19 protein-coding genes and 1 pseudogene are annotated in these 25,782 nt (G+C 67.4%); 14 read left to right on the top strand and 6 right to left on the bottom strand.

Features of this window, described 5'->3' with window-relative positions; all coding sequences use genetic code 11:
• Positions 1–106: 106 nt before the first annotated feature.
• Both AC4PWQ_RS01410 and AC4PWQ_RS01405 read right to left on the bottom strand, forming a co-directional pair.
• Positions 107–331 (bottom strand): annotated as a pseudogene (locus tag AC4PWQ_RS01410) (cytochrome d ubiquinol oxidase subunit II); the annotation flags it as partial.
• Between the two features lie 15 nt (positions 332–346).
• On the bottom strand, positions 347–1,843 hold the full coding sequence (locus AC4PWQ_RS01405; RefSeq protein WP_371164766.1) for a cytochrome ubiquinol oxidase subunit I: 1,497 nt from the start codon (positions 1,841–1,843) through the stop codon (positions 347–349).
• Between the two features lie 530 nt (positions 1,844–2,373).
• On the opposite strand from AC4PWQ_RS01405, the gene AC4PWQ_RS01400 reads away from it, so the two are divergent.
• From AC4PWQ_RS01400 to obgE, 4 genes are all read left to right on the top strand, one after another.
• Positions 2,374–5,973 (top strand): Rne/Rng family ribonuclease, encoded by a 3,600-nt coding sequence (locus AC4PWQ_RS01400; protein WP_492089555.1) that lies wholly within the window; start codon positions 2,374–2,376, stop codon positions 5,971–5,973.
• A gap of 189 nt (positions 5,974–6,162) precedes the next feature.
• Complete coding sequence (gene rplU / locus AC4PWQ_RS01395; protein WP_371152390.1) at positions 6,163–6,483, top strand: 50S ribosomal protein L21; 321 nt, start codon at positions 6,163–6,165, stop codon at positions 6,481–6,483.
• Positions 6,484–6,506: 23 nt separating this feature from the next.
• Complete coding sequence (gene rpmA / locus AC4PWQ_RS01390; RefSeq protein ID WP_371152389.1) at positions 6,507–6,758, top strand: 50S ribosomal protein L27; 252 nt, start codon at positions 6,507–6,509, stop codon at positions 6,756–6,758.
• Between the two features lie 169 nt (positions 6,759–6,927).
• Positions 6,928–8,454: a GTPase ObgE gene (gene obgE, locus AC4PWQ_RS01385; RefSeq protein WP_492089554.1), complete on the top strand. Its 1,527-nt coding sequence runs from the start codon at positions 6,928–6,930 to the stop codon at positions 8,452–8,454.
• An 83-nt stretch (positions 8,455–8,537) separates the two neighbouring features.
• On the opposite strand, the gene AC4PWQ_RS01380 is transcribed toward obgE, so the two are convergent.
• The gene (locus AC4PWQ_RS01380) at positions 8,538–9,821 is read right to left on the bottom strand and encodes a D-tagatose-bisphosphate aldolase, class II, non-catalytic subunit (protein WP_492089553.1); all 1,284 of its coding nucleotides are present in this window, start codon (positions 9,819–9,821) and stop codon (positions 8,538–8,540) included.
• Between the two features lie 122 nt (positions 9,822–9,943).
• Between AC4PWQ_RS01380 and proB the strand changes: the two genes are divergently transcribed.
• The 5 genes from proB (at position 9,944) to AC4PWQ_RS01355 (ending at position 17,711) form a co-directional block, all read left to right on the top strand.
• Positions 9,944–11,053, top strand: a complete 1,110-nt coding sequence (proB, locus tag AC4PWQ_RS01375; protein WP_371164816.1) for a glutamate 5-kinase — start codon at positions 9,944–9,946, stop codon at positions 11,051–11,053.
• Between the two features lie 20 nt (positions 11,054–11,073).
• Entirely contained in the window at positions 11,074–11,775 is a 702-nt protein-coding gene (locus AC4PWQ_RS01370) for a hypothetical protein (RefSeq protein WP_371164762.1), read from the top strand.
• A 391-nt stretch (positions 11,776–12,166) separates the two neighbouring features.
• On the top strand, positions 12,167–14,587 hold the full coding sequence (locus tag AC4PWQ_RS01365) for a cell wall-binding repeat-containing protein (protein ID WP_492089552.1): 2,421 nt from the start codon (positions 12,167–12,169) through the stop codon (positions 14,585–14,587).
• A gap of 643 nt (positions 14,588–15,230) precedes the next feature.
• Positions 15,231–16,157 carry an Ltp family lipoprotein gene (locus tag AC4PWQ_RS01360; protein WP_492089551.1) on the top strand — a complete coding sequence of 309 codons (927 nt, stop codon included), beginning with the start codon at positions 15,231–15,233 and terminating at the stop codon, positions 16,155–16,157.
• A gap of 171 nt (positions 16,158–16,328) precedes the next feature.
• Complete coding sequence (locus tag AC4PWQ_RS01355; protein ID WP_371174006.1) at positions 16,329–17,711, top strand: glutamate-5-semialdehyde dehydrogenase; 1,383 nt, start codon at positions 16,329–16,331, stop codon at positions 17,709–17,711.
• 118 nt (positions 17,712–17,829) lie between these two features.
• On the opposite strand, the gene gnpA is transcribed toward AC4PWQ_RS01355, so the two are convergent.
• Both gnpA and AC4PWQ_RS01345 read right to left on the bottom strand, forming a co-directional pair.
• A complete protein-coding gene (gnpA, locus tag AC4PWQ_RS01350) occupies positions 17,830–20,001 on the bottom strand; it encodes a 1,3-beta-galactosyl-N-acetylhexosamine phosphorylase (RefSeq protein ID WP_371152383.1) in 2,172 nt (723 codons plus the stop codon).
• Positions 20,002–20,135: 134 nt separating this feature from the next.
• Positions 20,136–20,921, bottom strand: a complete 786-nt coding sequence (locus tag AC4PWQ_RS01345) for a DeoR/GlpR family DNA-binding transcription regulator (RefSeq protein WP_371176757.1) — start codon at positions 20,919–20,921, stop codon at positions 20,136–20,138.
• Positions 20,922–21,128: 207 nt separating this feature from the next.
• Here AC4PWQ_RS01345 and AC4PWQ_RS01340 point away from each other — a divergent pair, with 207 nt between their 5' ends.
• The 4 genes from AC4PWQ_RS01340 (at position 21,129) to nadD (ending at position 24,771) form a co-directional block, all read left to right on the top strand.
• A complete protein-coding gene (locus AC4PWQ_RS01340; protein WP_371152381.1) occupies positions 21,129–22,019 on the top strand; it encodes an SIS domain-containing protein in 891 nt (296 codons plus the stop codon).
• A 25-nt stretch (positions 22,020–22,044) separates the two neighbouring features.
• Entirely contained in the window at positions 22,045–23,031 is a 987-nt protein-coding gene (locus tag AC4PWQ_RS01335; RefSeq protein WP_371152380.1) for an ROK family protein, read from the top strand.
• A 169-nt stretch (positions 23,032–23,200) separates the two neighbouring features.
• A complete protein-coding gene (locus AC4PWQ_RS01330) occupies positions 23,201–24,040 on the top strand; it encodes a class II fructose-bisphosphate aldolase (RefSeq protein WP_492089550.1) in 840 nt (279 codons plus the stop codon).
• The gene (gene nadD, locus AC4PWQ_RS01325; RefSeq protein ID WP_492089549.1) at positions 24,037–24,771 is read left to right on the top strand and encodes a nicotinate-nucleotide adenylyltransferase; all 735 of its coding nucleotides are present in this window, start codon (positions 24,037–24,039) and stop codon (positions 24,769–24,771) included. The genes AC4PWQ_RS01330 and nadD overlap by 4 nt, the downstream gene beginning before the upstream one ends.
• On the opposite strand, the gene AC4PWQ_RS01320 is transcribed toward nadD, so the two are convergent.
• On the bottom strand, positions 24,768–25,334 hold the full coding sequence (locus AC4PWQ_RS01320; protein ID WP_492089548.1) for a hypothetical protein: 567 nt from the start codon (positions 25,332–25,334) through the stop codon (positions 24,768–24,770). The two genes, nadD and AC4PWQ_RS01320, sit on opposite strands and share 4 nt — an antisense overlap.
• Positions 25,335–25,450: 116 nt before the next feature.
• On the opposite strand from AC4PWQ_RS01320, the gene AC4PWQ_RS01315 reads away from it, so the two are divergent.
• On the top strand, positions 25,451–25,735 hold the full coding sequence (locus tag AC4PWQ_RS01315; RefSeq protein WP_492089547.1) for a hypothetical protein: 285 nt from the start codon (positions 25,451–25,453) through the stop codon (positions 25,733–25,735).
• The last annotated feature ends 47 nt before the right edge of the window (positions 25,736–25,782 follow it).

Raw genomic sequence — 25,782 nt, 5'->3', positions numbered from 1 at the left:
GTTGTGTAGCCTACTCGTTCAGTGAAGCCGATATTCACGGCGATATCGTCACCGTGACAACGAGTCTCTTGGGACCCATAGACGTTTTTCGTGCGCCGCTTCAGCCGTACCAGGCGGGGAAGGCCGCGAAGGTGGCGCCACCGGCGGTGAGCAGCCAGACCTCGTTACCGTCCCACACCGGGCCGATGGTGCGCAGCGTGGCGCGGCGCTCCTTCTCGTTGCGCGGCAGGATGCGCAGCAGCATGCCGACGCCGAAGTCGAAGCCCTCCAGGAAGAGGTATCCGGTCCACAGGACCGCGATGAGGATGAACCAGAGAGTAGTCAGATCCATGGCAGCGATCCTTTCTTAGTAGCCGAAGGAGAGGTCGCCGGCCTCGGCGTCCTTTTCCTTGACGTGGGTGGACGGGAGCAGATCGGTCACGCCTTCGCGGGCGTAGCGGCGCAGCAGGTAGGCCCACACCACGCCCAGGCCCAGGTAGAGCAGCGTGAAGATGATCAGGGAGGCGGCAACCGAGCCCATGGAGACGGAGGTGGAAAGACCGTCACGGGTCAGCATGGCGATGCCGGAAAGCGGGTCGTTGGAGCCCGGGGCCACGATCCAGGGCTGGCGGCCCATCTCGGTGAAGATCCAGCCGAAGCTGGCGCCGATGAAGGGCATCGGGATGGAGATGAGGGCCAGGCGGCTGAGCCACTTGTTGTCGGTGACGCGGCCCTTGCGCATGAACCAGAACACGCCCAGGGCAAGCAGGCCGGAGAAGACCAGGGTGCCGATCATGAGGCGGAAGGTCCAGAAGGTGACGAACAGGTTGGGCACGTAGTTCACGTCGTCGCCGTGGATGGGGCCGAAGTCTTCCTTGTACTTCTTCTCCACGTCCTTCACACCGGGCAGGTAGGACTCGGGACCGGTGAACTTGTTTGTGGCCAGGAAGGAGGTCAGGTTGGGCACGGTGATGTGCGCCTTGACATCCTCGCAGTTGCCGGTGGTCAGGCCGGTGGCGAACACCGCGAAGTCGGTGCCCTCCTCGCCGTAGCAGGCGGCCTCGGCGGCGGCCATCTTCATGGGCTGAATCTTGTACATGTGCTTGCCCTGCAGGTCACCGGAGAGGGTGACGGCAGCGGCGGAGAGCAGCACGACGACGGCGCCGAACAGGGCGACGGGGCGCCAGATCTTCTTGGCGGCGTCCTCACGCTTGGCGCGCACCTCGCGGACGATCCACCAGACCGACAGGGCGGCCACGAAGGTGCCCGCCACCAGGAAGGAGGTGGAGACGGTGTGGAAGAAGCGCAGCACCGTGGTTTCGGAGGTGAACATCTGGAAGAAGCCGCCTACGCCGTCCAGCTCGGCGCGGCCGGTGGCGGGGTTGTAGACGGCGCCGACCGGGTTCTGCATCCAGGAGTTGGCGGCCAGGATCCAGTAGGCGGAGAGGTTCACGCCGATGGCGACCATCCAGATCGTCAGGGTGTGCAGCCACTTGGGCAGCTTCTCCCAGCCGAAGATCCACAGGCCCAGGAAGGTGGACTCGAGGAAGAAGGCGGCCAGGGCCTCGACGGCCAGCGGGGCGCCGAAGATGTCACCGACGTGCTTGGCGTACTCGGACCAGTTCATACCGAACTGGAATTCCTGCACGATACCGGTGGCCACGCCGAGGGCGAAGTTGATGAGGAAGAGCTTGCCGAAGAACTTGGTGGCCTTCAGCCAGTGCTCCTTGCCGGTGCGCAGCCACAGGGTCTGCATGATGGCGACGAGCGGCGCCAGGCCGATCGTGAGGGGGACCAGGATGAAGTGGTAGACGGTTGTTACACCGAACTGCCACCGCGCCAGGTCGAGTGCGTCGAGAGCCATATTTGACACCTCTAGCCTTTCGAACGTTTGGGAACTGCTCCCCGCGCATAGCTGGGGAAAGCCTGAATGTTGGGACTATATCGGCATGTACTGACGCACGGTCACGATGCTGACGAGTTCGGGGTAATTGCTACGAAAGTTGCCCCCTTCGCCCGTCTTGACGGGACTATGGTCCCGGGAAAATGCTGGCGTCAATTTCTCGTTAATAGACGATGTCTATTGGTGGAGATTTGAGGGATTTTCCCGCGTTTTTCTCGCGTGCGGCCCGGCCCGGCGGCGGGGCGTTGGTCCCAGCCCCCGCCGGGGCGGGCGGCGGGCGCGGCGAGACGTTGCCGACGTTACGCGCGGGTCCAACCGGCTCGGGGCCCGGGTGTGTGGGATACTTGCCGAGGTTGCCCCGCACGGTGACCTGCTTGCGGTATTGGCGCCTGTGATACGGCCGCCTTGCCGCAGCCCCCTAGCTTTCTAGTCGATTTCGACGCCACCCCGGCGCCTGTGGTGCGGCCCAGATGCCACAAGGAGATAAGGCAATGGCCGAGTCCCGTACGCGCAAGCCGCGTCGTCTATCCGTTCCCACCACCGATCCCGCCACCACCGAGGCGGCCGTGGTAGAGCCTGCCGCCGAGGAGGCGGTCAAGCCCAAGCGCGCCACGCGCAGTCGCAAGAAGGTGGCCGACGTTGCCGCCGACGCCCCGGCCGTGGAGGGCGCCGCCGAGGTGGCGGCCGAGCCCGCCGCCGAGGAGGCCGTCAAGCCGAAGCGGGCCACGCGTAGCCGTAAGAAGGTCGCGGCGGACGCGCCGGTCGAGGCCCCCGCTGAGGTTGCTGCGGAGGGCGCCGCCGAGGCGCCCGCGGTTGAGCCTGCCGCCGAGGAGGCGGTCAAGCCCAAGCGGGCCACGCGCAGTCGCAAGAAGGTCGCGGCGGACGCGCCGGTCGAGGCCCCCGCTGAGGTTGCTGCGGAGGGCGCCACCGAGGCGCCTGCGGTAGAGCCTGCCGCCGAGGAGGCTGTTAAGCCGAAGCGGGCCACGCGCAGCCGCAAGAAGGTGGTCGACGTTGCCGCCGACGCCCCGGCTGCGGAGGGTGCCGCCGAGGTGGTGGCCGAGCCTGTCGCCGAGGAGGCGGTCAAGCCCAAGCGCGCCACGCGCAGCCGCAAGAAGGTGGTCGACGTTGCCGCCGACGCCCCGGCTGCGGAGGCTGCCGCCGAGGTGGTGGCCGAGCCTGTCGCCGAGGAGGCGGTCAAGCCCAAGCGCGCCACGCGTAGCCGCAAGAAGGTGGCCGAGCCTGTCGCCGAGGAGGCGGTCAAGCCCAAGCGGGCCACGCGCAGCCGTAAGAAGGTCGCGGAGGACGTGCCGGTCGAGGCTGCGGTCGAGGCTGCGGTCGAGCCGGCCGCCGCGCAGGAGCAGCAGGCTCCCGATCAGCCCGCGCCCGCCGCCAAGGACGGCGAGGCGGCCCCGGCCCGCTCTCGTCGCGGCACGCGTTCGCGCCGCAAGTTCTCCACCACCGCGCTCGACCCGGCCGCCCAGAAGGAGGCCCAGGAGGCCGCCGCTGAGGCAGGCGCCGAGGTGGAAGAGGCCGCCGTGGTGGACCCCGAGCTGGCAGCAGACCTGCTCACAGAGGACCAGGAGGCCGAGGCCGAGCTGGCCGAGGGCGAGGAGCCCGAGGCGGACACCGAGGAGGCCGACGAGGACGCAGAGCAGGCCCTGCCCGCCGCCGCGCTGCTGTTCCAGGCGCCGGACCTCTCCGCCACCCGCAGGCGTACCCGCAAGCGCGCGGCCGCGCCGGTAGAGGAGGAAGACGCGCAGGCAGCGTCGTCCACCGAGGACGAAGAAAGCGGCGAGGTAGAGGGCCAGGCCGGCGAGGAGAACGGCGAGGAGACCAGCGGGCGCTCGCGCAGGCGGCGAGGTTCGCGCGGTCGGCGCGGCCGTGCCCGTCGCTCCGAGGAGGGCGAGGACGGCGGCGAGTCCGGCGAGGACATCGCCGAGCAGCCCGCAGAGGAGGCCGCGCCCGCAGGCGAGGCGGAGGAGAGCGGCGAGGAGTCCAGCTCCCGTCGCCGGCGCCGTCGCCGCACCCGCGAGGACTCCGGGCGAGACGAGATCACCGCGCTGAAGGGCTCCACCCGCCTGGAGGCAAAGCGTCAGCGCCGCAAGGAAGGCCGCCAGGCCGGGCGCAAGCGCCAGCTCATCACCGAGAGCGAGTTCCTGGCCCGCCGCGAGTCCGTCAACCGCCACATGATCGTGCGCGAGCGCGACGGCCTGAACCAGATCGCCGTGCTAGAGGACGGCCTGCTGGTGGAGCACTACGTGGCACGCCGCACGCAGTCTTCCATGGTCGGCGCGGTGGTGCTGGGACGAGTGCAGAACGTGCTGCCCACCATGGAAGCCGCCTTCGTTGACATCGGTCAGGGCCGCAACGCCGTCCTGTACGCCGGCGAGGTCAACTGGGACCTGGTGGACGCCGAGGGCAAGCCCCGCAAGATCGAGGAGGCCATCAAGGCCGGCGACCAGGTGCTGGTGCAGGTCACCAAGGACCCCATCGGCCACAAGGGTGCCCGCCTGACCTCCCAGATCTCCCTGGCCGGTCGTTTCCTGGTGCTGGTACCCGGCTCCGGCATGACCGGCATCTCCCGCAAGCTGCCCGTGGGGGAGCGCACCCGCCTGAAGACGATCCTGAAGGAGGTGGTCCCGGACGGCGCCGGCGTCATCGTGCGCACTGCGGCGGAGGGTGCCACCGACGAGCAGCTGCGTGAGGACGTGGCCCGCCTGCAGGAGCAGTGGGAGGAGATCCAGGCCAAGCAGAAGAAGGCCCGCAACGTTCCCCAGGTGCTGCGCGGCGAGCCCGAGCTGGCCGTGCGCGTGGTGCGAGACATCTTCAACGAGGACTTCGCCAAGCTCACCGTCTCCGGTGACAACGCCTGGAAGACCATCTCCTCTTACGTGCAGGAGATGAGCCCGGACCTGATGGGGCGCCTGGAGCACTTCGAGGGAGACGGCGACGTGTTTGCCGCCTTCCGCGTGGACGAGCAGCTGGCCAAGGGCATGGACCGCAAGGTCTGGCTGCCCAGCGGCGGCTCCCTCATCATCGACCGCACCGAGGCCATGACCGTGGTGGACGTCAACACCGGTCGTTTCACCGGCAGCGGCACCCTGGAAGAGACGGTGACCCGCAACAACCTGGAGGCCGCCGAGGAGATCGTGCGCCAGCTGCGCCTGCGCGACATCGGCGGAATCATCGTCATCGACTTCGTTGACATGGTGCTCTCGCAGAACCGCGACCTGGTGCTGCGCCGCCTGGTGGAGTGCCTGGGCCGCGACCGCACCCGCCACCAGGTCACCGAGGTCACCTCCCTGGGACTGGTGCAGATGACCCGCAAGCGCGTGGGCGAGGGCCTGGTGGAGGCGTTCTCCACCCAGTGCGAGTGCTGCGCCGGTCGCGGCTTCATCGTGCAGGGCGCGCCCGTGGAGAGCAGCGAGCGCGAGGACGACGAGCGCGGCTCGCGCCGTCGCGGCGAGCGTCACCGCGAGGACAGGAACCGCGAGGACCGCCGCTCCGAGCGCGGCGAGCGTGGCGAGCGGCGCCGCAAGGAGGAGCGCAGCGGCAACACTGCGGGTGAGGCGCGCACGCGCCGGGCCCGGGTGGAGGAGGCGCACGTGGTGGCGCCCGACCGCACGGAGATGCGCGAGCGCATGGCCCGAATCGCCCTGGCCGCCGCGCAGGCGCACGAGGAGTCCGACGCTGCCGCCAACGCCGCCGAGGTGGCCACTGGCCGCCCGGAGACCGCCGTGAGCGCCGCCGCGCCGGTGGTCGCTAGCGAGGTAGCGGCCCAGACCGCGCAGGAGAAGACCGGCCCGGCCGCGACGATCAGCGTCAGCCTGTCTCAGCCGGTGCCGATGCGAGGTACCCGCCGGCGCAGGCGCGGCCTGTCCACCGGCGTGCTGGACCCGTCGGCGGCTGAGCAGGCGCAGGCGGCCGAGCAGCCGAAGGTGGAGATCGAGCTGCCCCCGGTGCAGGAGCCCGCCCCGGCGGAACCCAAGCGCGAGGTGGAGATCGAGCTGCCGCAGCGCGAGGAGGGCACCGAGGCCGGCGAGGCCAAGCCCAAGACCCGCCGCCGGGTGCTGCGCAAGAAGAAGGACTGAAATCGCCCAGTCGGCTTGCCGGTGGCGGCTTATGCGCTGCCGGCAAGCCGGCCCGGGAGGGAGAGAACTCACATCCCAAACAGGTCGACCAACTTTGATTCCAGGCCCCAAGCCGGGTAAACTCGACCGTCGGCGCGTTTAAGCGCGCAACTTTTAGATCAGCCCCGTTGGGGCGACCCATCGACAGGAATGAGCAAGAACGTGGTGTACGCGATTGTCAAGGCCGGCGGCCGTCAGGAGAAGGTCTCCGTCGGCGACGTCGTGGTCGTAGATAAGCTGGACGCTGAGGTTGGTTCCTCCGTCGAGCTTGCCCCGCTGCTGCTCGTGGACGGCGACAAGGTTACTGCCGACGCTGACTCCCTGGCCAAGGTCACCGTGACCGGTGAGGTGCTGGGCGAGCGTCGCGGTCCCAAGATCCGCATCATCCACTACAAGAACAAGACCGGCTACCGTCGTCGTCAGGGCCACCGCTCTCGTCTGACGGCCGTCAAGGTTACCGGTATCAAGTAAGCGCGCCTGAAGGAGACTATTCAATGGCACACAAGAAGGGCCTCGGTTCCTCCCGTAACGGCCGCGACTCGAACGCTCAGCGCCTCGGTGTCAAGCGCTTCGGCGGCCAGACCGTCAACGCTGGTGAGATCCTGGTGCGTCAGCGTGGCACCCACTTCCACCCCGGCGACCTGGTTGGTCGCGGCAAGGACGACACCCTGTTCGCCCTGGCTGCCGGCACCGTTGAGTTCGGTGTGAAGCGCGGCCGCAAGGTCGTCAGCATCGTCGAGGCCTGATTCGGGCCTTAACCAAAGAGGGTGGGTGACCGCTGGGTTACCCACCCTCTTGGCATGCCAGGTGAGGAATAGAACTGGCACGCTGGTCCGAGCGGTGCGCGGCTGCGTCGGGCAGGATTAAAGCAGTGAGCGTGGCCCGTGCGGGGCGGCGCCGATAGGAGGAACAGGCATGGCCACTTTTGTAGACCGCGTGACGGTACACGCGGCCGGAGGCAACGGCGGCAACGGCTGCACCTCCATCCGACGGGAGAAGTTCAAGCCATTGGCAGGTCCCGACGGAGCCGACGGCGGCAACGGTGGGTCCGTCATCCTGGAGGTGGACCCGCAAACGACGACGCTGCTTGCCTATCACCGCTCGCCCCACCGCCGCGCCGAGCACGGTACCGCCGGCGCGGGCGACATGCGCCAGGGAAAGAACGGCGAGGACCTTGTGCTGCCGGTTCCCTCCGGCACCGTGGTGAAGGACCAGGACGGAAATGTCGTAGCCGACCTGGTTACTCCCGGTGAGCGGTTCGTTGCTGCGGCAGGCGGACAGGGCGGACTGGGCAACGCCTCCCTGGCCTCCAAGACCCGCAAGGCGCCCGGTTTTGCCCTCCTGGGCGAGCCGGGTGAGGAAGCCACGCTCGTGCTGGAGCTGAAGTCGGTGGCCGACGTCGCCCTGGTTGGCTACCCGAGCGCCGGCAAGTCCTCTTTGATCGCCGCGCTCTCCGCCGCGCGCCCAAAGATCGCCGACTACCCGTTCACCACCCTGGTTCCAAATCTGGGCGTGGTGGAAGCCGGCGAGGATCGCTTCACCGTGGCCGACGTGCCGGGGCTGATTCCCGGTGCCGCGCAGGGCAAGGGCCTTGGCCTGGAGTTTTTGCGCCACATCGAGCGCTGCGCCGTGATCGTGCACGTGCTGGACTGCGCCACCCTGGAGCCAGCACGCGACCCGCTCAGCGACCTGGAGACGCTGGAAGCTGAACTGGCGCAGTACGCTGCAGACTTGGCACCTTCCCACGGCCACAAGGAGCTGATGAAGCGTCCACGCCTGGTCGTGCTGAACAAGGTAGACGTGCCAGAGGCAAAGGACCTGGCTGAGATGGTGCGTGACTCCATCGAGGAGCGTGGCCTGCCGGTATTCGAGGTGTCTGCCGTCAGCCACGCCGGGCTAAAGCCGCTCGTGTTCGCGCTAGCGCACATGGTGCGCAAGGAGAGGGCCGCCCAGCCGCAGGTGGCCGAGCGCGTGGTGTTGCGCCCGGCACCGGTGGCGCGGCGCGGCGGCGCGGGCGAGTTCGCCATCGAGGCTGTCAACACCCCGGAGGGCCCTGCCTTCCAGCTGCGAGGCGCCAAACCGGAGCGGTGGGTGCGTCAGACGGACTTCACCAACGACGAAGCTATCGGTTACCTGGCCGACCGGCTCAACAAGCTCGGGGTGGAGGAGGCCCTGTTCAAGAAGGGCGCCCACGCCGGCGACACCGTGATCATCGGCGCGATCGAGGACGGTGTCATCTTCGACTGGGAGCCCACCCTAATGACCGGGGCGGAGCTGCTGGGCGGGCGCGGTACGGACTCTCGCCTGGACATGAACGAGCGCCGCACCAACGTCGAGCGCCGCCAGCAGTACAAGGACCGGATGGACGCCAAGGCCGCTGCTCGCGCGGAGCTGCGCGCGGACGCGGAGCACGGGGTGTGGACCGACCCGGAACGGGACTGAGCTTTCCCAGCATTAAACGTGGGCGGGGCGGGAGGTTTCACCTCCCGCCCCGCCCCTTTGGGCTACCTGACTATCGGATGGACTCAGGCGCCGAAGCAGGCCGCAGCGTAGGGGCGCATGCAGTCACGCACGCGGTCTAGCAGCAGGGCCTTAGCGTTCAGGGCGAGCTCGCCAGTGCGGACGCGCTCGTACTGCAGCGGCATGTACTGGCTTACCAGCGGCTCCGGGATCGCTACGGCGTCGAGGTTTGCCAGCAGCTTGTCCACGGCAGCCGAGATGGTCTCGTTGGGCCAGTAGTAGCGCATGCGGTCGGAGTAGGAGTACTTGCGAGCGATTCGCTTGGTGTCCTCGTCGCCCTCGTAGTACTTCTCCCAGTAGCCGGGCTGCTCCACCATTACCTGCTCGATCACGTCGATCAGGTTGGAACGCTGGTCGGCGGCCACCAGGTCCTCTTCGATGCGGGCCAGGGCAAACAGGCCCTCGCGCAGGTTGAAGGTCAGCCCCGGGCCGACCTTCAAGATGGCCCAGTGGTCCTTCACCAGCTGAGCCAGGTTAGCCGGGGTCTGGTAGTCAGTGGAGTGAGCCTCGAATACCAGGGTCGGCTCATCGTCCAGGACAGTGCGCAGCTCAGTGGTGCCTTCGTGGACGTAGTCGACCACCTTCAGGTGGTCAAACTCCACGGCGGGCTGCACCACCAGCGCGGCGATGCGCGGCCACACGTCGGTCAAGCCCACGGCCTCGAAGGCAGCGCGGTGGGCGGCCAGGGTGGCGGCGGCAGCGTCCTTGGAGGTGGGGGTGATCTCGCCCAGCTCCTCCTGGTGGCCGCCGGGCACGGGCACCTCGGTGCCGATGACGTAGTAGACCTGGCCGGCGGTGCCGGCGCGCTCGGCGGCCTCCTCGGCCACCTTCATCAGGCGGGCGGCGCGCTCGGCGGCGATCTCGTCGGTGATGGGGAAGGGGTCACCGGCGCAAGAGAAGGAGCAGTCCAGGTGGATCTTGGTGTAGCCGGCCTCGACGTAGGCGGCCACCAGGTCGTCCGCCTTGGCCATCGCGCTCTCGGGCTCCTCGGCCTGCCAGCGGTTGGGGCCCAAGTGGTCGCCGCCCAGCACAACACGCTCACGCGGCAAACCGGCCTCATCGGCGATGCCAAAGACCAAGTCCCGGAAGTCGGCGGGCTTCATGCCGGTGTAACCACCAAACTGGTCCACCTGGTTGGAGGTGGCCTCGATTAGCACGTAGGCGTCGTCCGCCAGCGCCTGGTCGATCGCCGCGCGCAGCACCAGCGGGTGTGCCGAGCAGACGGAGTAGATACCGGCGTTCTTACCGGCCTTGTGGGCCGCAATGGTGGCTGCGAAGGGGTTGGTCATCATCGTCCTCCAGTGAGTGGGTTTGCTCGTTAGCTATCCTATCGCGTCAAAAATGCGCATGCACTGGTTTGGCTGGGCCCTGAGCGGAATTACGAACGCGCTCGTAAGCGCAATAGAATCGCCTGGTGAGCAAACGTGAATTGGTAACCAGTGCCACCCGCATCGTCGTCAAGATCGGTTCCTCCTCGCTCACCCGCCCGGACGGTGGCCTGGACCTCAACCGCATCGACTCGGTCGCCAGCGTCATTGGCGCCCTGCGCATGAACGGTCAAGCCCCCGTCCTGGTCTCCTCCGGAGCCATGGCCGCAGGGCGTGGCCGCCTTGGCTTGACCAGCCGCCCCCGCGAACTGGCCACGGCCCAGGCGTGCAGCGCGGTTGGTCAGGGCGTGCTCATGGCGCGTTGGACCGAATCATTCATCGCTCACCGGGCAGAAGTGGGTCAGGTACTGCTCACCGCAGAGGACCTCATGCGCCGCGAGCACTACACCAACGCCGCCCGCGCACTGGAGCGTCTAGTGCGCCTGGGAGTGGTGCCGATCATCAACGAGAACGACGCAGTAGCCACCGAGGAAATGCGCTTTGGCGACAACGATCGCCTCTCCGCTCTAGTAGCCCAGCTGCTACACGCCGATGTATTGGTGATGCTCACGGACGTCGACGGGCTCTACGATCGCCCGCCCTCGCGCCCCGGTGCCAAGAGAATCGGGGTGGTGCGCTCCGAGCAAGACCTGGCCGGGCTTGATGTAACTGGACGAGGTAGCGACCTGGGCACCGGCGGAATGGCCTCCAAGATCATCGCTGCCAGTGCCGCTGCCAGTGCCGGGGTAGGGGTAGTGCTTACCAGTGCCGACAACCTAGCGGCTGCCGTCGCCGGTGAGGAAGTGGGCACTTGGTTCGAGCCCACTGGCCGCCACGCAGGCAACAAACGCATCTGGATGGCGCACGCTGCCTCCCCGCTTGGAGCGCTGGTGTTGGATGAGGGGGCAGTGCGTGCGGTCACCGAACAGAACCGCTCCTTGCTCGCAGCTGGTATCGCGGAGGTGAAGGGCGAGTTCGTTGCCGGAGACGTGGTGGACCTGCTTTCCGCAGACGGTGGAGTGGTGGCCCGCGGCATAGCGGCATACGGCTCAGGGGAAGTGCGGGAACTACAGGGCATGAGATCGGCCGACTTCGCCGCCGGGGAAGCCCCCCGGCCGGTGGTACACCGCGACCACCTGGCAATTCTGCGCTGACGGATTAAGGGTAGGGGCAGGTGGCGACGGTTTCTGAGTGGAGGGCGCGGCTAAGGGGAGCCACTCTGACGGGCGCAGCGGAGATCCTGGAGGAGAACTCCGGCCTGCCGGGGCCGCGCGCAAACACCGCGCTCATGCAAGCGGCGGCCTTGGAGCTGCCGCCGGCCTGGGCCGACGAGCTGCTTGCGAGCGGGTCCGAATACCTGGCCACGTGCGCGGCAGCCATTAGTGGAGCGCACGCGGACACACCGGGGGAGGAGCACCGCGCCAGGAACCTGGCGGCGGATTCCCGCTGGCGCGTGCGGGAGGGGGTGGCGACCGGACTGCAACTGCTAGGCGACCGCGCCCCTGCAGCGCTGCTTGCGCTCCTACCCCTGTGGTCAACGGACCGGGACCCGCTCGTGAAGCGGGCGGCGGTGGCGGCCTGCTGCGAGCCCAGGCTGCTTAAGACCCCCGCAATGGCTAAGGCGGCAATCGACTGCTGCGCTGGCGCCACCACGGCGCTGTGTCTGCAGCCCGCGCACGTGCGCTCCCTGCGCGAGTGGCGCTCCCTGCGGCAAACGCTGGGATACGGCTGGAGTGTGGCCGTGGCCGCCGCCCCGGAGAGCGCGCTACCTCAATTCGCGAGCCTGGACACGACCGATCCCGACGTCGCCTGGATCGTGGCAAGCAACCGCAAGAAGAAGCGAATGGAACGCGTGCTTGCGGCCCACGGCCTCTAACCAAATCGAACTGCGGTCCGCAAATCTGCGCGGAGGGGAGCGACGTCGGCCGCAAATGGCCGACTGATTGGGGTAAGGCCACGCGAGTTAGCAAGTGTGCTTCGGTGGCAGCGTGGTCAAGCTGAGCAGGAGCGGTCCCCCAACGGACCCCGCAGACCGCATCCAAGCTGAGTGCCACCGGCGAACCCTACCGAACCGGGTATGCGCTAACTCATACGGTATAGGGGCCGCTTATTGGGCTCTGCTTACTAAAATCTCGTGGTCGAAGCGGTTGAGGATCGAGTGATTCCACGAGGTTGAGCCTGGCTGCCTCTTGCCCAACTGGTTTCCGAATTACATCGGTTAGCTGCCCTTCAAGCCAAGAAATATCGCTTACCGAACGGAACTGAAAGTGAAGCTAAAGCGCTACCTCAGCGCGGCGGCCGCCTTTGGGCTTATCGTCAGCGTTGCCCCGGCCGCGCTCGCGGCCCCGGCGGGTGCCTCCGTTACTGCGGACCTACCCAACTCCGCCTTCGGCCTGGTCCAGCCAGCTGCCGAACCCACGTCCTTCCCGACCACCCCGCCCCCGGCGCCAGCTCCAACTGACGCAGTTGACGTCAAGGACTACGACCAGCTATTGGCGGCTATAGCAAATGGCGGCTACATTCGCCTCACGGCCAGCTTTACCCTCACCGAGACTGTGGAAATCCCGGCAGGGACGACGGTCACCCTAGACCTCAACAACAAAACCCTCACTGCCGCAAAGGACGGGTGGCGTTTGAAGTGGGGTTTCATCAACCGCGGCAACTTGACCGTGCGAACCAGCACCCTGGGCCAGCAGGCCACAATCTCCTCCAAGGGCATCCAGAACTACGGTCAGCTCGCTTTGGAAGGCGGCACCATCGAGTGCCGCAACCACGACGACGGCGCCTCGGTGTTCAACATGGTGGAAGAGGCCCGCTTCACGATGACAGGCGGGAGCCTCTACTCCTTCGCAGGCATGACCTACGGAGGAAAGGAAAGCCACCGCGATAACTCCCTTTACGGCACGCCGCTCACGCAGACCGCCGGCCAAGCAGAAATCACCGGTGGAATGGTTGTTGGAGACAACCTTGCAATGGATATTCGGGGCGGAACCGTTTCGGTAAGCAACGCCTACGTGCGCGGTAGTGGCCTCGATGAACCCGCGGTGCGCGTGGGTAAGTCATCAACACCAGCGGTGCTTAACATTTCCGATTCATGGTTGGGACACCGGGGTGGTGGCATGAACGCCGAGGTATTCCGCCAAGGCGTGCTCAACCTCAGAAACGTCCAGTTGCACCAGGCTGGCACCGGCTCAATCCGGCAAGACTTCACCTTCACCTCCATCCTTGTCCGGGACGGGGGAGAAGTGAACATGTCGCGCATTCGCCAAGAATCCAACGGCACCGGTATGCGCGTGCTGGAGAGCGGCGGAACGATCAACATCGACATGCCTGCTCCCAGCCCTGCGCAGCTTGCCGCCTTCTACCGGGACGGCGAGAACCGGTACAAGGTCGGAGACGATGAGCTGTGGTCCAAGACTCGTCTGCTCCGCAATGACGCCGGCGACAAGGGTGCGATCAACTTCCGTCCCCTAGACAACCCAGCGCCGTCGGCGTCGGCCTCCGCCTCCGCCTCTGCTAGCCAGTCGGCGTCGGCCTCGGCGTCCGCTTCTGCGTCGGCTAGCCAGTCGGCGTCGGCGTCGGCTTCCGCGTCTGCTAGCCAGTCGGCTTCTGCGTCGGCTTCGGCTTCGGCGTCCGCTTCCGCGTCGGCTAGCCAGTCGGCGTCGGCCTCCGCCTCCGCCTCCGCTTCCGCCTCCGCCTCCGCTTCCGCCTCCGCCTCCGCTTCCGCCTCCGCCTCCGCTTCCGCCTCCGCCTCCGCTTCCGCCTCCGCCTCCGCGTCGGCCTCCGTCCAGCCGGGCGTGGAGCGGCTGGCTGGCAGCTCTCGCTATGGGACGTCGCGAGCAGTTTTCGACGCTGCGAAGTGGGGAGACACGGTGGTGCTCGCCTCCGGTGCCAATCCGGCTGATGCGTTGGCGGCAACACCGTTGGCGGCAGCTTTGAATGCGGCCGTCCTCTTAACCCCTGCCGGGAGCCTGGACATCGACACCACCGCCGCGCTGCGATCTGCGCGCGCGAACGGAGCTAAGCGAGTGATTGTGGTGGGCGGTCCCACTGCCGTGGGTCGCAGCGTGGAAAGCCAGGTACGTTCCCTCGGCTTCGAGGTCGAGCGCATTGCCGGCGCTGACAGGTTTGCCACCGCCGTTGAGCTTTCTGTTCGCACCCAGTCGGTTTACCGGTCTGCCGGTACCGAGGTGGGAGCTGTGTTCTTCGTTGACGGCACTCAATTCGCTGATGCCTTGGCTGCCGGACCGGCTGCCGCTGCAAAGAGTGGCGTGATCCTGCTGACGCGGGGAGCGATGATGCCTGGGGTGAGCAAAACGCGCGCTAAGTCCCTGGGAGTCCAACTGTTTGCGCTGGGCGGCAAGGCGGCTGTGGCTTCCGGTGCCATGGGAGCTGAGGCGGTTGTTGGCGCCGACCGTGTGGAGACGTCCGTTAAGGCTGCCAAGCGGTTTGTGCCCGGTGCCCTTACCGCAGTGGTGGCAAACGGGGACGGATTTGCTGACGCGCTCTCTGGTGGGGCGCTGGCTGCCCGGTTCGGGGGAGTGCTGTTGCTAAGCAAGGCTGGAACAGTGCCCAGCAGCCTGGATGCACACTTCCGGGCGGGCGGCTACCGTCGCGTCTTTGTGACTGGAGGCGTGAAGTCCGTCAGCGCCGCCGTGCTGCAACAGATTCGCAAGTACGTCGGCTGACGCCTAAGTAGGCACAGCCAGAGCCGCCGGCAGGGCGCCATCTGTGCTGTTCTAGAGGGGCGTGTGTTCAACTGGACCGCAGTGTCCGGAAGGGCACACGCCCCCGCCGCTATCTTTCCTGCAACCTATTACCAACAGGTGGTGGCAGGAGGACACGGGCTGATGAGCTACACAGCGTTCCCTCGCCTTGGGCTGCCTACTGAAAGATCAGGCTTCGCAGACCAAGGCGCGGGTTCGCCGGGTCCTCCGCAATCAGGCCCACAGCCGCGTGGAAGTACTTTTCAAATGTGGGTGCCGGCGTCTACATTCTGTTGAGAATCGGAATCAGGTTCGGGCTCAAACCGCTTAGGGTGAGGCCGGCAGATGCTGATTCGTCTCACCAGCAAATTGAAGAAGGTTTCTAGTGACAACTCCCAACTATCCTCCCACCGGCCCAACAGATCCCACCGGTCCGATGGGACAGACCGGACCTGGCGGCGTGCCAAGCGGAGCCGAGGCCACGCAGGTGTTTCCTGCGGCAGGCGTGCCCGCAGCGAGCGCACCGGCAGGAAGCCACATGCCGGACGGTCAGGTAGGCGCTACCGCTTTCGTTCAGTATGCAGCGCCAGGGCAAGGAGGGGTGCCTCCTTACGGTCAGGGAGCTGTGCCCGGTTACGCAGGCCAGGGGGCAGCTCAGCCCTACCCGGGCCAGGCTCCCGCTGGGTTCGCTCCGGGTGGTCCGGTTCCCCCTCAGCCCAAGAAGCTGACTCAGCAGTGGTGGTTCTGGCTGGTAGTTGTTGCAGCTGTCATTGGTGTAGTGCTGGGCCTGTTGTTTGGGCTGGGAGTTTTTGGTGGCGAGAAGAAGTCCGCCGCCCCCGCTCCGGCCCCTAGCGTGTCGGCCAGCGAGTCTCCCTCTGAGAGCGCCACCCCCACCATGGAGGAGTCAACGCCGCAGGCAACGGAGTCCTCCGCTGCGGACGCTGCTACGGGGAGCCGCGAGGAGGCCCTGAAGAAGGCGCAGGAGTACAGCGACTACATGAACATGTCCAAGCAGGAGATCTACGACCTGCTGACCTCTGAGTTCGCCACCGAGCGTTTCAGCCCGGAGGACGCGCAGTACGCGGCGGACAACGTTAAGGCTGACTTCAAGGCGAACGCGCTGAAGCGGGCGGAGTCTTACAGCGAGGTCTCCCACCTGTCCAAGGCCCGCATCGCGGACCAGCTCACCTCTGAGTACGGTGGCAAGTTCACCCAGGAGGAGGCCGATTACGCGATGGCGAACCTGAAGGCCGACTTCAAGGAGAACGCGCTGAAGAAGGCGGAGACCTACAACGAGACCTCCTTCCTGTCCAAGAAGCGCATGTTCTACCAGCTGACCTCCGATTCCGGCGAGAAGTTCACCGAGGAGGAGGCGCAGTACGCGATCGACAACCTGAAGGCGGACTACAAGCTCAACGCCCTGGAGACTGCTAAGCAGCTGACGAGGGTGCGTGAGATGACCCCGGAGGAGCTGAAGGAGACCCTCACCTCCGAGTACGGTGCGCAGTTCACGGAGGAGGAGGCGCAGTACGCGATCGACAACCTGAAGTAGCGTGCGTGCTGTGGTGGGTGCCCCGGGCGGCTGTTAGGCCGGTCGGGGCACCGCCCTTTTTTGGGTGACCCCCCTGTCCGGGTTTGCCGCGCGCCCAGAAGGCGGGCGGGGCTCGGTCTGGTGGGGCGCGGCGCTTAGCATTGCGGCAGGATCAACTTAAAGGAGAGCGCCATGACGCCCCAGTCGCCCCGTGATGAGTCCTTGGTGTCCGACGCTGCCGCAGCGGCCGTCGCCTCTAGCACCGCCCCCCAGTCCGACGCGCAGAGCCCGGCCTCGCAGAGCCCGGCCACGCAGGGCGTGCACGCCTTGGCGCGGGCGGCGCGCGTAGCTGCGCGCAAACTGGCCACGGCGACGACGTCGGCCAAGAACAACGCCCTAAACGCGATCGCCTACGCCCTGTTAGAGCAGTCCGAGGCGATCCTGGCAGGCAACGCGCGCGACCTGGAGGTAGCAAAGGCGAACGGGATGGCGCCGGGCCTGCAAGATCGGCTGCTGCTCACCCGGGAGAGGCTCGAAGCGATCGCGGAATCGATCAGCGACGTAGTTGCGCTGCCCGACCCCGTGGGCGAGGTAGTGCGTGGGCAGAGCCTGCCAAACGGGCTGCGGGTACGCCAGACCCGCGTCCCCATGGGAGTGGTGGGGATGATCTACGAGGCACGCCCAAACGTGACCGTAGACGCCGCAGTGCTAGCGCTTAAGAGCGGTAACGCGGTGCTTCTGCGTGGGGGCTCGGCGGCGGAAAACTCAAACAAGGCTCTGATTGCAGCCATCAAGCAGGGGCTGACGAACGCCGGATTCAGCGCGGACCTGGTTGCCACCGTCGACCCCTGGGGGCGAGAGGGAGCTAGGGCGTTGATGCAGGCCCGCGGCCTGGTGGATGTGCTGATCCCGCGAGGCGGAGCTGGCCTAATTCAGGCAGTAGTGCGAGAGTCCACCGTGCCTGCCATCGAGACCGGAGTGGGAAACTGCCACGTCTACGTGGACGAGTCCGCGGATCTGGGCAAGGCGCACGCGATCTGTATGAACGCCAAGACGCACCGGGTGGGGGTGTGCAATGCGGCAGAGACGCTGCTGGTGCACTCCGCAGTGGCTGACCAGTTCCTGCCGGGACTGCTGCGTGACCTGGCAGGAGCCAACGTGGTCCTACACGGCTGCCCCAAGACCGTGAGCCTAGCCAGTGAGCACGCGAACGGAATCGAAGTGCTACCGGCTACCGAGGAGGACTGGCAGACCGAGTACCTAGCCTATGAGGTGGCGGTGCGGGTTGTGGACAGCCTGGACCAGGCGCTAGAGCACGTACGCGCATACTCCTCCGGGCACACCGAGGCAATCGTCACGGCAAGCATCGAGGCAGCAAGGCGCTTCACCACGGAGGTGGACGCTGCCGCCATCGCCGTCAACGCCTCCACCCGCTTCACTGACGGTGGTCAGTTGGGGCTGGGCGCGGAGATAGGCATTTCCACCCAGAAGCTGCACGCACGCGGTCCGATGGGGCTGGCGGAGCTGACCACCACCACGTGGATCATCGAGGGAGACGGGCACGTGCGGGCCTAGGCGGTAGCGGGCTCAGGCGGTAGCCGCTCTACACGGTTAGGTGCCGTATCGCAAAAACAGCTGGGGCCGGGGCGTTGAAACGCCCCGGCCCCAGTCAGCGAGCCCTAGCGGCTCAGGATCAGATGTCCATCCACTTGTAGCCCATGGGAAGCAGGTCTACCTCCCAGGTGCGGCCCAGACCGCGCACCGTGGTGGTCACAGCCTCCTTGGAGTTGTTGAGCACCATGATGCGGTTGGTGTTCGGGTAGTAAGCCACCTCGGTGCGAACATCGCTGGTGATCCAGGCAGCGCCGTTCTCCAGCTCCTCGCCCCGTCCCGCAGCCAGGTAGATGGCGCGGTGCAGCAGGCGGGCGTTCTCGAAGGAGTAGGGCAGGCCACCCAGGTAGATACCAACGCCCTTGCCGTACTCGTTGATAGAGGCGCGAACCGAGCCCTTCTCGAAGGCAACAACCTTGACGTCGGGGTGCAGCGTCACCACGTCGCCACCGGACTCGCCCACATCGAACGAGCCGGACAGGTCTGCAACGAGCGGGTGGCCCTCCACGATCGTCGGGTAGCGGTCGTGGGAGAGCGACTGGGAACGCTCGCGGTCCACTCCGAGCACGTCGGAGAGCTGGATGAAGGCGCCACCGTGCTCCACTGCAGCCGGCTCGCCTACGCCGATGAAGCCACCGCCGTTGGCGACAAAGGCACGCACAGCAGAAGTCAGCTCCGGGTCCAGCCATTCAGCCCCACCAGAGAAGGCGGTGCCTGCCACACCGGCGTTGATCAGCACGTCCACGTTCTCCAGGGCGCCGGCGCGAACGTCGTCGAAGGAGAGCCACTGGATCTCGAACGGCAGACCGGAGAGGGACTCGATGATGCCCAGGTAGGTGTAGATCTGCTTGTACCACAGGGCGTGGGCCACCATGAAGGTCTGCCAGGTGCGCAGCTTGCCCCACGCGTTCACGATAGCCACGCGGATGGGGGAGTTCTCCGGGTGCTGGCCGCCGCCCTGCTCGTGAATCGAGCGGAACTCGTCGCAGATCTCGGCGATGCGCTCCACGAAGGCCGGGTACTTCAGGGCCAGGGCAGGGTAGCCGCCGTAACCCATGCGGTCCAGGGGGAACCGGACGATCGCGCGGCGGGCCTGCAGCCAGGACTCGTTGGCCTCACCGATCGGGTCGCCGTCGTCGTTGAAGACGTCCGGGAAGAAGTAGGGCAGGAAGCGGCCCTCGGTGTACTTCACGCCCGGGATGTCGCTGATCATGCGGCAGGTCGCGCCGGAGCCTACGGAGCCCACCACGGCGTCCATGCCGATTTCCTCGAAGTACGGGCCGTAGGGCTCGGTGCCCATCCAGTTGTCGCCCAGGAACATCATGGCCTCGCGGCCGGCCTCGTGGGCGATGTCCACCAGTCCCTTGGTCTTCTCCGCAACGAAGCGGGCCTGGAAGTCGATCCAGTCCAGGTACTGCGGGGTGGGGGAGCGGAAGGCGTTGTTGTAGAAGCCCTCGTCGATGAAGTCCTCCGCTACTAGCGCGTAGCCCATCTCCTGCTCGAAGGCCTCCATGGCCTCGATGGAGACGGAGGCGGAGTAGCCGAACCAGTCGACGTACTTCTCCTTGCCCAGGTCGTTGAAGACCAGCGTGAAGTGGTAGAAGAACGTGGTGAAGCGCACCACGTCAACCTCGGGGTGCTCCTCCAGCCAGGACTTCAGGGCGCCCTGGGCGTACTCCCACACGCCGTTCTTGCGCACGTCGTACGGGCGCTCCTTTACGCGCCACGGCTCAAGGTGCCAGTCGTTGGTGATGTAGTTGTACATCTGGGTGGAGTCCCAGAGCTGGTTGGCCAGGAAGCCAACGGTGTAGACGTGGAAGGGCTGCGGGTCCTTGATGGTGACAACGCCCTCGGGGGTGGTGGACCACTTTTCCGGGTCGACTACCTCGTCAGTGGTGCGGTCGATGACCTGCCACCAGCGGGCCACGTCGCAGTCGGTGAAGGGCGCGAACTGGTCGCGGAAGTATCCCTCCATTACGTCGATAACCAGGTCGCCCTCTGCCGGGGCGGTGGAGCGGGGCGAGCAGAGGTACTGGTTGACCAGCGTCTCGGGGTGGGCCAGGGCGAACTCCTGGTCACCGCGGGCGGGGAAGTAGGTGGAGTAAACCTTGTCCACCAACTCCTTGGCCATCTCCGGCAGCTCGGTGCCGTCGGAGTTACGCACGGCGTCAGCACCGAGCTTGCGGGCAAGTTCTGTCAGTTCAGCATCAATGCCGACCTGAAGTGGGAGGGTTACGCGACCGGTGGTGGCCATGTGGTTCCTTCTTTGTTGGTGGTGTGGGGTTTTGCCCCGTCTGGTGGTGGCCGACGTTGCCGCCTGCCTGTGTGTGTTGGTTGTGGCCGGTGGCCGACGTCGTGCGTTTGGGCCGCCCGGACAGTGCGCGGGTTTTAAGCCAGGGTGACGCGCAATCCGGCGTCTCGGAGCCGGCGCACCACGTCGGGGTCGGCGCCGGAGTCGGTGATGAGGTCGTGGATGTCACCGGTGTTGCAGATGCGGGTGAAGTCGGTGCGGTCGAGCTTGGTTGAGTCGGCTACCACCACCACGCGCTCGGAGGCCTTGACCAGGGCGGCGTTGACGGTGGCCTCGCCGTCGTGGTCGGCGAACGCGCCGCGCTCGGGGTGGAGGGCGTTGACGCCCAGGAACAGGGTGCCGGCGCTGATGGCGGGCAGGATGCGCTCGGCCAGGGGGCCCACTAGTTCGTAGGAGCGGGCGCGGACCACGCCGCCGGTGACGACCACGCGAACGTTTTGGCGCACGGTGAGCTCGTTGGCGATGTTGATGGCGTTGGTTACCACGGTGACGGGGTCGCGCTCGAACTCAGGGTTGCGGGAGGAGAGCGAGCCGATCTCTCGGCAGACCTCGGTGGTGGTGGTGCCGCCGTTCAGGGCGATCACGCTGCCCGGCTGGATCATTGCTACGGCTGCTTGGGCTATGCGGGTTTTTTCGTCTGCTAGGCGGGTGGCGCGGTAGCGCAGCGGCAGGTCGGCGCTGGTGGGGTTTACGGAGGCGCCTCCGCGCGTGCGCGTGATGAGCTGTTGGGCGGAGAGGGTGTCTAGGTCGCGGCGCGCGGTGGCGGCGCTGATCTCTAGCTTGTCGATGATCTCTTCGATACGGACGGAACCGTTTTCTACGATGAGGTCAAGCAGCCTGTTGAGTCGCTCGTGGCGGTTCATCAGCAGCTCCTTTGCTCGAGACACCTAGCGGCTGGTGCGTGTTGCGCGTTTGAGCGTTAATGCTAGACGCTTCTTGCACAAACTGACAGTTACTTGCCCACTTCGCCTTGAAACCGTCGAAAAAAATCGTTGAACGTGCCATACTTGCGAGCGATGGTGATTGACACCCGCCCGAACTGAGCACAAACAAACAACGCGGAGGTTGTTGTGAGCAAGACTGTTGACGAGATCTTTACCCAGCCTGAGTTGTGGCGCCGTGCCGCCACCATGGCGGGCGAGGACACGGGCATGCCGGTGGACGGCGAGCGCGTGGCAGTGATCGGCTGCGGTACGTCCTGGTTCATGGCGCAGTCCTACTGCGTTGCCCGCGAGAACGCCGGCAAGGGCGAGTCCGACGCCTTCACCGCCACCGAGTTCCCGCTGGAGCGCAAGTACGACCGCGTGGTGCTGCTGTCCCGCTCCGGCACCACCACCGAGATCATCGACATCGCCAAAGAGCTCAAGGAGCGCGGCGTCCCCACTGTGCTGATCACCGCCGTCGGTGAGGGCCCGGCCGCCCCGTTCGTGGACGCCGAGGTCGTGCTGGACTTCGCGGACGAGGAGTCCGTGGTCCAGACCCGCTTCGCCACCACCGCCCTGTGCTTCATGCTCGCCACGGTGGGCCAGGACATCGAGGCCGCCGCCGCCGACTGCGAGAAGGTGCTGGCCATGGACGTGTGCGACTCCTACGTCAACGCCGAGCAGATCACCTTCCTGGGCACCGGCTGGACCATCGGCCTGGCCAACGAGGCCGCCCTGAAGGCCCGCGAGGCCTCCCAGTCCTGGACCGAGGCCTACCCGGCCATGGAGTACCGCCACGGCCCCATCTCCATCGCCGAGCCCGGCCGCATCACCTGGGTGTTCGGCCCGGTCCCGGCCGGCCTGGACGCCCAGGTGGCCGCCACCGGCGCCAAGCTGGTCTCCACCGACCTGAACCCGCTTGCCCACCTGGTCCTGGCCCAGCGCGTTTCCGTTGCCCGTGCCGAGGCCCGCGGCCTGAACCCGGACACCCCGCGTCACCTGACCCGGTCCGTGATCCTGGCCGACGGCGAGCACTGAGTTTTACCCGCGAGGCAGTAGGCACATGACACACGCAATCGGAATCGATGTTGGCGGTACCACGATCAAGGCCGGCGTGGCCTCGGTCAACGGCGAGCTGCTGGCACGCCGTCAGGTGCCGACCCCCAAGAACGTGCCCGACCTGATCTCCACGATCTCCACCCTGGCGGCCGAGCTGCGGGCCGACGTGCACGCCGGCAAGGTCTACGAGGGCGACCGCCCCCTGTCCCCGGCCGAGCTGGTCAAGCCGATCGGCGTGGCCGTGCCGGGAATCGTGGACGAGGCCAACGGGATGGCGCTGCTGAGCGCCAACCTGGGCTGGCGCGACGTGCCGATGCGGCAGATGCTGGAGGAGGCCTGCGGCGTGCCGGTGGCCTTCGGGCACGACGTTCGCTCCGGCGCCGTTGCCGAGGCCAGGTGGGGCGCGGGCAGCCGCGACATGCTGTTCGTGGCCCTGGGCACCGGCATCGGCGCGGGCGTGGTGCTGCACGGCGAGCCCGTGATCGGCTCCGGCTACGCCGGTGAGATCGGGCAGATCCTGGTGCGCGACCCGGACAACCCGAGCGGCTGGATCGAGCTGGAGAAGATCGCCGCGGCCTCCGCCGTGTGCGCCCGCTTCGCTGCCACCATGCCGGAGTCCGAGCGCGAGGCCGTGATCGCGGCCGGCGCCTACGGGGTGGAGATGGCCGCCAAGGGAGGCAACGATGACGCCCAGCGCGTGATGCGCGAGGCCGTTGACGCCCTGGCCGAGATCCTGGCCACCATCGTGGGCACGCTGGGCTCGCTGCGGATCGTGATCGGTGGCGGCCTGGCCAACGCCGGCGAGTTCCTGCTGGCCCCGCTGCGCCAAGCCCTGGCCGAGCGCCTCGTGATCGCCCCGGTCCCCGAGGTGGTCAAGGCAGAGCTGGGCTCGTGGGCCCAGTGCCTGGGCCGGGCCCGCACGGCCCTGGAGCTGGCCGGTTACGGCGAGCCGGTCTACGGGCCGGACGGCAAGATCATCCAGGAAGACTAGGGGTCGCCCAAAGGCGGGGGTGGCGGCAGCGAAATCGCTGCCGCCACCCCCGTTTCGTTTGGCCCACTGCGGGGGCCGGACTAAGTTAGGGGCAAAACCACCCGGGCCTTGCCAGGCCCGCGAAGTGGCAGGGCCGCGCCCGCGCGGGGTGCCGCGCTAGGAGGAAAACATGCTGGCAGACATCTTTGAACTGGCCACCGCCGCGCAGGCGGAGGGCAAGGGACTGGGTGCGTTCAACGTGGTGGTGCTTGACCACGCCGAGCAGTTCGTGGCCGCCGCAGAGGCGGTGGGACGCCCCGTGGTGCTGCAGGTCTCCGAGAACGCCGTGAAGTACCACGGCGCGCTTGCCCCGCTGGGGCAGGCGGTGCTGGCCATCGCCCGCGACGCCGCCGTGCCCGTGGTCGCCCACCTGGACCACGCCGAGAGCGTGGAGCTGTGCCGCCAGGCTGTGGAGCTGGGCTTCAACTCCGTCATGTACGACGGCTCCAAGCTGGACGACGCCACCAACCGCGCCACCACCGCCCAGGTGGTGGACTTCTGCCATGCCGCCGGGGTGCGCGTGGAGGCCGAGCTGGGCGAGGTAGGCGGCAAGAACGGCGTGCACGACCCCTCCGCCCGCACCGACCCGCACGACGCCGCAGCCTTCGTGGAGGCCACCGGCGTGGACCTGCTGGCCGTGGCTGTGGGCTCCTCCCACGCCATGACCACGCGCGGGGCCGCGCTAGACAACGAGCTGATCGCCGCCATCCGCGCCGCCGTGCCGGTGCCGCTGGTGCTGCACGGCTCCTCCGGGGTGAGCGACGAGGGCATGGTGGCCGCCATCAAGGCCGGCATGACCAAGATCAACGTCTCCACCCACCTGAACAAGCTCTACACCGCCGCGCTGCGCGAGTACCTGGCGGCCAACGAGTACGTGGTGGACCCGCGCAAGTACATGGGCGCCGGCAACGCTGCGGTGCGCGCCGAGGTCGAGCGCCTGCTGCGCCTCTACGCGGGGCAGGCCGCGTGACATACACGATGCTCGCCAACAACTACCCGAGCGGCACCGGCGGCGAGGGGAGCGAGCCCGCCCGTGCGGGCGGCCAAGACGGTCCCACCGGGGCCGGCCGCAGCGAGCGGGGCGGCGGGGCGGCAGCGTCGGACACCACGACGCGGCGCAGGCGGATCGGCGTCATGGGCGGAACGTTCGACCCGATCCACCACGGCCACCTGGTGGCCGCCAGCGAGGTGGCACACGAGTTCGACCTGGATGAGGTGGTGTTCGTCCCCACCGGGGAGCAGCCCTTCAAGCGGGGCAAGAAGGTGGCGCCCGCCGAGCACCGCTACCTCATGTGCGTGGTGGCCACTGCCGCCAACCCGCGCTTCACCGTCTCCCGGGTGGACATCGACCGGGGCGGGATCACCTACACGATCGACACCCTGCGCGACCTGCACGCGGCCCGCCCCGAGGCCGACCTCTACTTCATCACCGGCGCCGACGCCCTGGAACGCATCATGGAGTGGAAGGACGTGGACGAGCTGTTTAAGCTTGCCCACTTCGTGGGAGTCACGCGGCCCGGCCACGAGATGGACACGCGCAAGCTCACCGACCTGGGTGTCTGGCTGGTGGACATCCCCGCCATGGCGATCTCATCCACAGATTGCCGCGCGCGCGTTGCCAAGGGAGGGCCGGTCTGGTACCTGGTCCCGGACGGCGTGGTGCAATACATAGCGAAGTTTGACCTTTACCGAGACAATTAACCCGTAGGCGTCACATGGAGGAAGTTATGAGTGAACAGCCGCGGTTGACCCGCCGGGAACTGCGGGCCCGAGAGCGGGCTGCCGAGCGCGAACTGCGCGCCGCGAACGACGCCGAAGCCGCAGCCGCCGGAGTGGCCGCGCGCGAGCGCCTGGCCGCGCAGGGGCGCGGGGACTTCACCAGCCACGGCGCCGAGAGCGGCGTTTCTGCGGCTGCGGGCGTCGGAGTCGCCGGCACCGGGGGCGTGGGCGCGAAGGGCGCTGCCCCCACCGAGACCGAGCGGGCCATTGCCGCCCGCGCCGCCGTGCTGAAGGCGGCCGCAGAGAGGGCAGCGGCCGAGCGTGCGGCAGCCGAGAAGGCCGCCGCAGAGCGCGCCGCCGCCACCCAGCGGGCCGCCAAGCCCGCCCAGGCCGACGGATTTGGTGCCGCCACGTCCGGGGACCGAAAGCCGGCACGCGCCCGTGGGCCGGGTGGTCGACGCCGCATTCGCGCCGCCCTCGGAGAGGCCGCCGCCGGACCCGGCCGGCGGGGCCAGCACGCGCCGCACCGAGGACACCAGCCCCATCGACCTGAGCGCGCAGTTGCCCGCGAGGCCGAAGCGGCGTCAGCGCCGCCGCGAGGCGAATCCTGGCCCAGTCCCGCGACGAGGGCGAGGCCACCGCAGCCTTCACCCCCAGCGAGGTGGCCCAGCTCAACGCCGCCGTGGCCGCCGCTGGTGGCCCCGCAGGCCAGGACGAGGGCCCCAAGGTGCCCTCTCGCCGCTCCCTGCGCGAACGCCGCGTGGAGCGCGAACTCAACTGGGAGTCCGAGCAGGACCCGGCCACGCGCCGCCGCGTGGTCACCTCCGTGCCCCGCTCCTCCGGCATCCGCACCGTCAACTCCGAGGGCCACATCACCGGCGTGATCCCCGTTGAAGCGGCGCACGAAAAACGTCTATGGGTCCCAAGAGACTCGTTGTCACGGTAGGCGATTCGCCAATATCGGCTTGCATAACTGAACGAAGTAGAGGACAA

Source organism: Buchananella sp. 103232 (genome assembly GCF_058725725.1).
The sequence above is the reverse complement of the archived record's forward strand: the minus strand, read 5'-3'. Positions and strand labels throughout refer to the sequence as shown.

Bases quoted from the DNA above. Each gene is read 5' to 3' on its own strand.
- rpmA (WP_371152389.1), top strand. From the start codon at position 6,507: ATGGCACACAAGAAGGGCCTCGGTTCCTCCCGTAACGGCCGCGACTCG.
- AC4PWQ_RS01320 (WP_492089548.1), bottom strand. From the start codon at position 25,334: ATGGGGCTGGTGTCCTCGGTGCGGCGCGTGCTGGCCCCGCCGGCCGGG.
- AC4PWQ_RS01400 (WP_492089555.1), top strand. From the start codon at position 2,374: ATGGCCGAGTCCCGTACGCGCAAGCCGCGTCGTCTATCCGTTCCCACC.
- AC4PWQ_RS01405 (WP_371164766.1), bottom strand. From the start codon at position 1,843: ATGGCTCTCGACGCACTCGACCTGGCGCGGTGGCAGTTCGGTGTAACA.
- AC4PWQ_RS01380 (WP_492089553.1), bottom strand. From the start codon at position 9,821: ATGACCAACCCCTTCGCAGCCACCATTGCGGCCCACAAGGCCGGTAAG.
- AC4PWQ_RS01330 (WP_492089550.1), top strand. From the start codon at position 23,201: ATGCTGGCAGACATCTTTGAACTGGCCACCGCCGCGCAGGCGGAGGGC.
- AC4PWQ_RS01345 (WP_371176757.1), bottom strand. From the start codon at position 20,921: ATGAACCGCCACGAGCGACTCAACAGGCTGCTTGACCTCATCGTAGAA.
- rplU (WP_371152390.1), top strand. From the start codon at position 6,163: ATGAGCAAGAACGTGGTGTACGCGATTGTCAAGGCCGGCGGCCGTCAG.
- AC4PWQ_RS01355 (WP_371174006.1), top strand. From the start codon at position 16,329: ATGACGCCCCAGTCGCCCCGTGATGAGTCCTTGGTGTCCGACGCTGCC.
- obgE (WP_492089554.1), top strand. From the start codon at position 6,928: ATGGCCACTTTTGTAGACCGCGTGACGGTACACGCGGCCGGAGGCAAC.
- gnpA (WP_371152383.1), bottom strand. From the start codon at position 20,001: ATGGCCACCACCGGTCGCGTAACCCTCCCACTTCAGGTCGGCATTGAT.
- AC4PWQ_RS01335 (WP_371152380.1), top strand. From the start codon at position 22,045: ATGACACACGCAATCGGAATCGATGTTGGCGGTACCACGATCAAGGCC.